Source organism: Streptomyces sp. NPDC059851, from assembly GCF_042732005.1.
GTDB lineage: Bacteria > Actinomycetota > Actinomycetes > Streptomycetales > Streptomycetaceae > Streptomyces.
In genome coordinates this window covers 1-6,446 of the sequence record NZ_JBHWJJ010000238.1, presented here as the reverse complement: position 1 = coordinate 6,446, position 6,446 = coordinate 1, and the positions used below count along the sequence as shown (strand labels likewise).

Annotated in this window: 4 protein-coding genes and 1 pseudogene; 3 read left to right on the top strand and 2 right to left on the bottom strand. The window is 72.4% G+C overall.

Features of this window, described 5'->3' with window-relative positions; genetic code table 11:
* Window positions 1-1,104 (bottom strand): annotated as a pseudogene (locus ACFV7Q_RS38085) (hypothetical protein); the annotation flags it as partial.
* A gap of 285 nt (window positions 1,105-1,389) precedes the next feature.
* Between ACFV7Q_RS38085 and ACFV7Q_RS38080 the strand changes: the two are divergent.
* The gene (locus ACFV7Q_RS38080; protein ID WP_385435530.1) at window positions 1,390-1,920 is read left to right on the top strand and encodes a hypothetical protein; all 531 of its coding nucleotides are present in this window, start codon (window positions 1,390-1,392) and stop codon (window positions 1,918-1,920) included.
* Between the two features lie 172 nt (window positions 1,921-2,092).
* Entirely contained in the window at window positions 2,093-4,678 is a 2,586-nt protein-coding gene (gene fxsT / locus ACFV7Q_RS38075; protein WP_385435529.1) for an FxSxx-COOH system tetratricopeptide repeat protein, read from the top strand.
* 145 nt (window positions 4,679-4,823) lie between these two features.
* Here the strand turns inward: fxsT and ACFV7Q_RS38070 are convergent, their stop codons facing one another.
* On the bottom strand, window positions 4,824-5,234 hold the full coding sequence (locus ACFV7Q_RS38070; RefSeq protein WP_385435528.1) for a MerR family transcriptional regulator: 411 nt from the start codon (window positions 5,232-5,234) through the stop codon (window positions 4,824-4,826).
* Between the two features lie 50 nt (window positions 5,235-5,284).
* Here ACFV7Q_RS38070 and ACFV7Q_RS38065 point away from each other — a divergent pair, with 50 nt between their 5' ends.
* A complete protein-coding gene (locus tag ACFV7Q_RS38065) occupies window positions 5,285-6,166 on the top strand; it encodes an NAD(P)-dependent oxidoreductase (protein ID WP_385435527.1) in 882 nt (293 codons plus the stop codon).
* Window positions 6,167-6,446 lie beyond the last annotated feature (280 nt).

The following is a 6,446-nucleotide window of genomic DNA, read 5'->3' as shown; positions in this document are numbered from 1 at the left end:
GTTGGGGTGGCTGCGGGTCCCGCCGGGGAAGCTGAGGCTGCCGTCCCACCGGTGCCACACCTCCAGGAGCATGTCGGCGGGCGCGTCGTCGCAGGACTCGGCGAGGAACAGCCGCACGGTCGGGTCCTCGTCCCGGGCGAGCCTTTCGACCACGTCGGCGGGGAGGCGGGCCGCTCGGGCGACGCTGCTGCGGATGAACGGGTGGCTGGAGGCGGCGAGCCGGCGCATGGCTTCGGAGTCGTGGTGGAGGTCGGCGACCCACTGCAAGACGTAGTCGCGCCGGGCGCCGGACTCGATGCCCATGCGGATTCCGGCGCGCTGTTCTTCCGTCAGGTCGGCGCGCAATGCGGCCCTCTCACGAACCCCCTCGTCCTCGTCCGCGAGGAGGAGGGTGAACGCGTCCGGGTGGAGCCGCGGATTCTCCGCGAGCGTGCGCCGTACCTCAACGTCTTCGCCGCCGGCGAGGCGGGCGGCCCAGGTTGCTTCGAGCCGACAGCTCTCCATGGCCAGGGTGTGGTCCTTCGCGTCGAGGGTGGCGAGGACGGCGGGGCCCAGGGGCACGTCCTGGTGGTGCCTCAAGAGCGCGGCCCTCCGGACGTGTCCGTCGGAGTCGGCGAGGAGCCCGTCGCGTACGGCCGGTCCGAGGTGCGCCCACGCCGGGGTGCAGGCGGCGGCCCGGACGCGGGCAACGGGATCGGTGGCGAGGGCAGTGAGCAGCGCCGCCTCCATTCCCGGCAGCCCGGCGGCCGCGGCCCTGACGAAGGGGGAGGTGTCGGCGGCGAGGGATTGGCGGCAGGCGGGGGTGAGTCGCGCACCGGCCCGGGCCGCGGCCTCGACGAACAGTTCCCGCCGGGCCGAGCCCGGCTCGTTCAGGAGCAGCCGGCTCCACTGCTCGGGGGACAGTGCGGGCCGGCCCTCGACGAGCATGCCCCGCACGTTGCGGTCCGGATGGTCGACGGCCGCGTCGAGGACGGCCGGGGACAGGTCTTTGCGGGAGAGGAAACCGGGTTCGACGTCGAGCAGGCGGACGAGGAGATCGTCCGGAACCGCCCGGTTGAATCCCATGCTCCGCCAGTGCCGTACCAGCCCCGTCAACGTACCCATCGTGCCCCCATCCTGCCGGACGGCTCCCACTCAGTCGCACGAGATTTCGATCCCCCCAGGCGCCGCCCGCCCGCGCGGGGTCATAGCCCGGGCAGGACCCCTTTCGTGATCGGCAACGGGCTCGGCCCGGGCCCCAGGCGCACGACAGCTGGACAGCTGGACAGCCCGCTCCGTTTGGACGAAAACTCCTCGCCATGGCTGTGCGTGTTGTTGACTGGCCGTTACGTGATGCCCGGCGCGGGGACTGCGGCGGGCAAGTGATCCGCGGTGCGAAGGGGTGGGGGCGTGCTGGTCGAGGCGTTGACGGCGTTGGCCGTGGCAGGTGGCGGTGCGGTGGTCCAAGCAGCGGGCACCGATGCGTGGAACGGGCTGCGCGGGCGGATCGCGGAGATCTTCGGCCGCGGCGACGCTGCGCGGGGACAGGCTGAGCTCGAACGCCTGGACCAGACGAGGCAGGCATTGGACCAGGGTGCTTCGTCCGACGTCATGACCGAGGGGGTGCGGCAGGAGGGTCTGTGGCAGGGCCGGTTCGAGGCCCTGCTGGAGGGTCTCAACGCCCAGGAGCGGGAGTGCGCGTCCGAGCAGTTGCGTGAGCTGGTGTCGTTCGTTGCCTCCTCGATCGGTAGCGCAGCGGTCGGGACGGGGAAAGCCGTCGCCCGTGACGGAGGCAGTGCTGTCTCCGGCATCAAGAACGCCGGCGGCGGCGTGGGCGCGGCACGGGCAGTGCTCACCGGGGACGCTGAGGCCGACGGAGCGGACTCCAGCGCCATCAGCGGCATCGTCAACGTAACCCCCACCCTGCACCGCAGTAACTGATCAAGAAGCTGGGGACGGCATGGTCAGGGAGCCGTTGGGCAGGGGCGGCAGCTCCGACGGAGATGCAAGTGCGGACGCGCAGGCGGAAACGAGTAGCAGCGGCGGAGCCGCTTCTCCAGACGCCCGGGTCGCCCTGTCCGCGACACCTGGCGATGAGCACAGCACGCAGCAGGTGTCCTGCAGCGGGAACGCGACCGCCGCGAACGGTGGACTTGCTGTCTCGGGCATCTACAACGCCAACACCTTCGTGAGCCTGCCGCCCGAAGTCTTGCGGCCTGCCGCCGAGGTGGACGCTCCCGCGGGCCTGGATGATCTGCGCGACCGCCCCCACCACTTCGTCGGCCGGGGGGACGAGCTCGACCTCCTCGATGCCGCCCTGCAGACTCCCGGGAGCGCCTTGGTCCAGGCCGTGCACGGGCTGGGCGGGATCGGCAAGAGCGCCCTGGCCGCCCACTGGGCCGCCACCCGCGCGCACGGCCACGCACCCGTCCGCTGGATCACCGCCGACAGCCCAGCCGGCGTGCAGCAGGGCCTGGCCGACCTGGCCACCGCCCTGCAGCCCGCCCGCACCGATCTGCTGCGACTGCCAGCCGAGGCGCTCGCCGAGTACGCCCTGCAATGGCTGGCCACCCACACCGGCTGGCTACTCATCCTGGACGACGTCAACGACCCCGCCGACATCGCCCACCTCCTCGCCCGTGCCCCCACCGGCCGGTTCCTCATCACCAGCCGCCTCGCCGCCCCGTGGCCCCACGCCACCACCCTGGTCCGCCTCGGCGTCCTCGGCCCAGCCGACTCCCTCGCCTTGCTGAGCCGTACCATCACCGCCGCCGGCCCCCGGGACCTGGACGGCGCCGCCGAGCTGTGCGAGGAACTGGGCCACCTGCCCCTCGCGCTCACGCAAGTGGGCGCCTACCTGGCCCAGAACACGCTGACCACCCCCCGCGCCTACCTGGCCCTCCTCGCCGGCCACCCGGCGGCGATGTACCGTCGGGGCTCGGCCACCACACGGACCGAGGACACCATCGCTCGGATCTGGAACATCAGCCTGGACCGGATCACCGCCCTCGAACCCGTCGCCACGGATCTCCTGCGCATCCTGGCCTGGTACGCACCCGATGACATCCCCGTCACCCTGCTCGGCAGCCTCGCCGACCCGCCGACCGTGAACGACGCGATCGGTCTCCTGATCGCCTACAGCATGATCTCCCCCGAACCCGACACGGGCACCGTGGCTGTCCACCGGCTCGTCCAGGCCCTCGGCCGCACCCCGGAGGACGGAGATCCGCACCGGAGTCCCGAAGCCGTCACCGAAGGGCGGACCGCCGCCGTCGCTCTGCTCGCCGCCGCGATCCCCGAAGACGCACCCCGCACCGACACGTCCGTCCGGCACCTTCTCCCGCACATCGACGCGTGCATCGCGAACTCGGCCGGCCTCGACCCGCTCCCTTCCGCCGACGGCCTCTTCCTCACCACCGCCGCCTCCCTGATCAGGCAGGACCTGCAGCACCGCGCCGTACCCTACCTGGAGCACGTACTGCGCGCGCGCGAGGACCAGTTGGGCCCGGAACCCCGCCTGGCCCTCGCCCTGCGCCTCGCGCTCGCCTCGGCGTACGAGGAGGCCGGGGACCTCACCCGTGCGATCCCCCTGTTCGAGTCGGCCCTCGTCGGCCACCGTGACCTGCTCGGGCAGGACCACCCTGAAACCGTCGTCACCCGGATCCGTCTCGCCGGGGCCCACGAAGCGGCGGGCAGGACCAAGCTGGCCATCGACCAGCTCAAGGAAGCGCTCGACGACTCGCTGCGGCTGTTCGGCCACGACGACCCGCGGACCCTGATGGCACGCAACGGCCTCGCGCACGCCCACGGCTCGGCGGGCCGCCCGGACCTCGCGATCCCGCTGTACACCGAGGTCCTGGCCAGACAGGAAGACACGGCTGGCCGGCACCATGAGAACACTCTGACAGCACGCAACAACCTCGCGTACGCCCATCGCTCGGCGGGGCGCCCGGACCTCGCGATCCCGCTGTACACCGCACTCCTCGGCGACGTCCGCCGCGTGCTCGGACCGGACCACCCGCGAACCCTCAGCATCGCCCACAACCTGGCCTCCGCGCACTGCGCGGCCGGCGACCTGGAACGGGCCACAGCGCTGTACGAGCGGACGGCCGACGACCGCGCACGGGTGCTGGGCGAGGACCATCCGGACACGCTGACCTCCCGCAGCGACCTGGCCCTCGCCTACAACGATGCCGGGGACGAGCGCGCGGTCGCCTTGGCGGAGGCGGTCCTCGCCGACCGGCGCCGCGTACTGGCACCCGATCACCCGGACGTCACGACTTCGGTCAACGCCCTCGCGATGTGCTGCGCCACCGTCGGTGAGTCCGAACGGGCAATCGCCCTGTTCGAGGAAGCCCTGTCGAGCCGGACGACGGTTCTCGGACCCGACGACCCCGCCACGCTGACAGCGCGCAACAACCTCGCCTGCGCGCACGCGGGGAGCGGACGGCTCGACGCCGCGCTGCCCCTTCTGAAAACCGTCCTGGACGACCGGGTTCGAGTGCTGGGCGGCGACCACCCCGATGCCATCTCCTCCCGCGGCACGCTCGGCGGTGCCCACCGCCTCGCCGGTGACGTCGACCGGGCACTGATCCACTACGCGGAGGCGCACGGCGATGCCCGTCGCGTCCTCGGGGAGAACCACAAGCTCACTCGACAACTCAGGAGCCGCCTGGACGCCATGGGGCACGAGCAGTAGGAGATCGCCCGCTCAACGAGGAGCCGGACGGTCGCCTCGACCGCCGCGAAGACCTCTTGCCGTTCGACGTACTCGGCCGTGACCCGGTAGTCGGCGACCATCGCGGCGTACTTCCCCCAGTACGCGCCGGAACGCTGTGTACCGCTCAGGCCGCAACGGGCTGCTCCGCGCCGGTCCCGTCGAACGGCGGATACGTCCGGCTGCCCACGCGTTCCGCCGCATCGATGTAGTCGGCGAGCGCATCGCGCGAGCGGGCGAGCCCGGCGATCTGCTCGTCCAGCCGCCGCATCCGCGACCTCATCGCAGCGAGCAGCTCCGGGCACCCGAGCAGCTCCGGAGCCTCGCCCACCGCGCACGGCAGCAGGTACGCGATGTCCGCCGACGACAACCCCGCACCGAGCAGGTGCCGGATCTGCTTCACCCGCAGCACGGCGTCCTCGCCGTACTCGCGGTAGCCGTTGGCGCCGCGCTCCGCCTCCAGCAGGCCCTGGGCCTCGTAGTAGCGCAACTGGTGGGCGTTCACGCCCGTCCGACGAGCGAGTTCCCCGATCCGCACCGCAATCCCCCCTTGACCTTCACACCGGTATCAACGTTCACGATGCTGCCATGAACGCAACCGACACCCCCGTGACGATCATCGGACTCGGCCTGATGGGCCAGGCCCTCGCCGGTGCCTTCCTGAAGGCCGGGCACCCCACGACGGTGTGGAACCGCACCCCCACCAAGGCCGACGGCCTCGTCGCCGCCGGAGCACGGCTCGCCCCGACCGCCGGCGACGCCCTGCGCGCGGGCCCGCTCGCCGTCATCTGCCTCACTGACTACGACGCCGTGTACGACCTCCTCGGCGCGCACGAAGCCGACCTCGACGGCACCACGCTGGTCAACCTGACCTCCGGCTCCTCCGCCCAAGCCCGCGAAGCCGCCCGGTGGGCCGAACAGCGTGGCGCCCGCTACCTCGACGGCGCCATCATGGCCGTCCCGCCGGCCATCGGCACCGCCGAGGCGGTGATCCTGCACAGTGGGCCGCACCCGCACTTCGAGGCGCACGAGCCGGCGCTCGCCGCACTCGGCACCGTCACCCACCTCGGCACGGACCCCGGGCTGGCGTCCCTGTACGACGTGGCGGGCCTCGCCATGATGTGGAGCGTCCTGAACGCCTGGCTCCAGGGCACGGCCATGCTCAGGACGGCCGGTGTCGACGCCGCCACGTACGCGCAGTTCGCCCGGCGGATCGCCGCCGGCGTGGCCGAATGGCTGCCCGGATACGCCGAGCAGATCGACGCGGGCTCCTACCCGGCCGAGGTCTCGGCCCTGGAGACCGACGCCCGGGCCATGGCGCACCTGGTCGAGGAGAGCGAGGCCCTCGGCGTCAACGCCGAACTCCCCCGCCTCATCAAGGCCCTGGCCGACCGCTCGATCGCCGCCGGCCACGGCAAGGAGCAGTACCCCGTCCTCATCGCGCAGTTCACCACCCCGGCCGCCACCTGACCTGCGGCCGGGCCGGGGCCGGGCGGGAGGGGCGGACCGGGCGGGAGGGGCTTCCGCCCGGTTCCCAGCCCTTCTGACCGCTGTTGTCGCGGGAGTCGTAGAAGATACGCTCACCGGATGATCGAAGTTCGTCGCGCGGTCCCGCAGGACGGGGACGCCCTCGGTGACATCCACGCCGCTGCCTGGGAGGCGGCCTACGCCCCCTTCTTCGCGCCCGAGTTCGCCGCCGACGGCGTCCACGACAGGCGCGGCCGCTGGCACGCACGGATCACGGACGGCC

What these genes read in the sequence shown, in the direction of transcription:
- ACFV7Q_RS38065 (WP_385435527.1), top strand. Translation starts at nt 5,285, where the DNA reads ATGAACGCAACCGACACCCCCGTGACGATCATCGGACTCGGCCTGATG.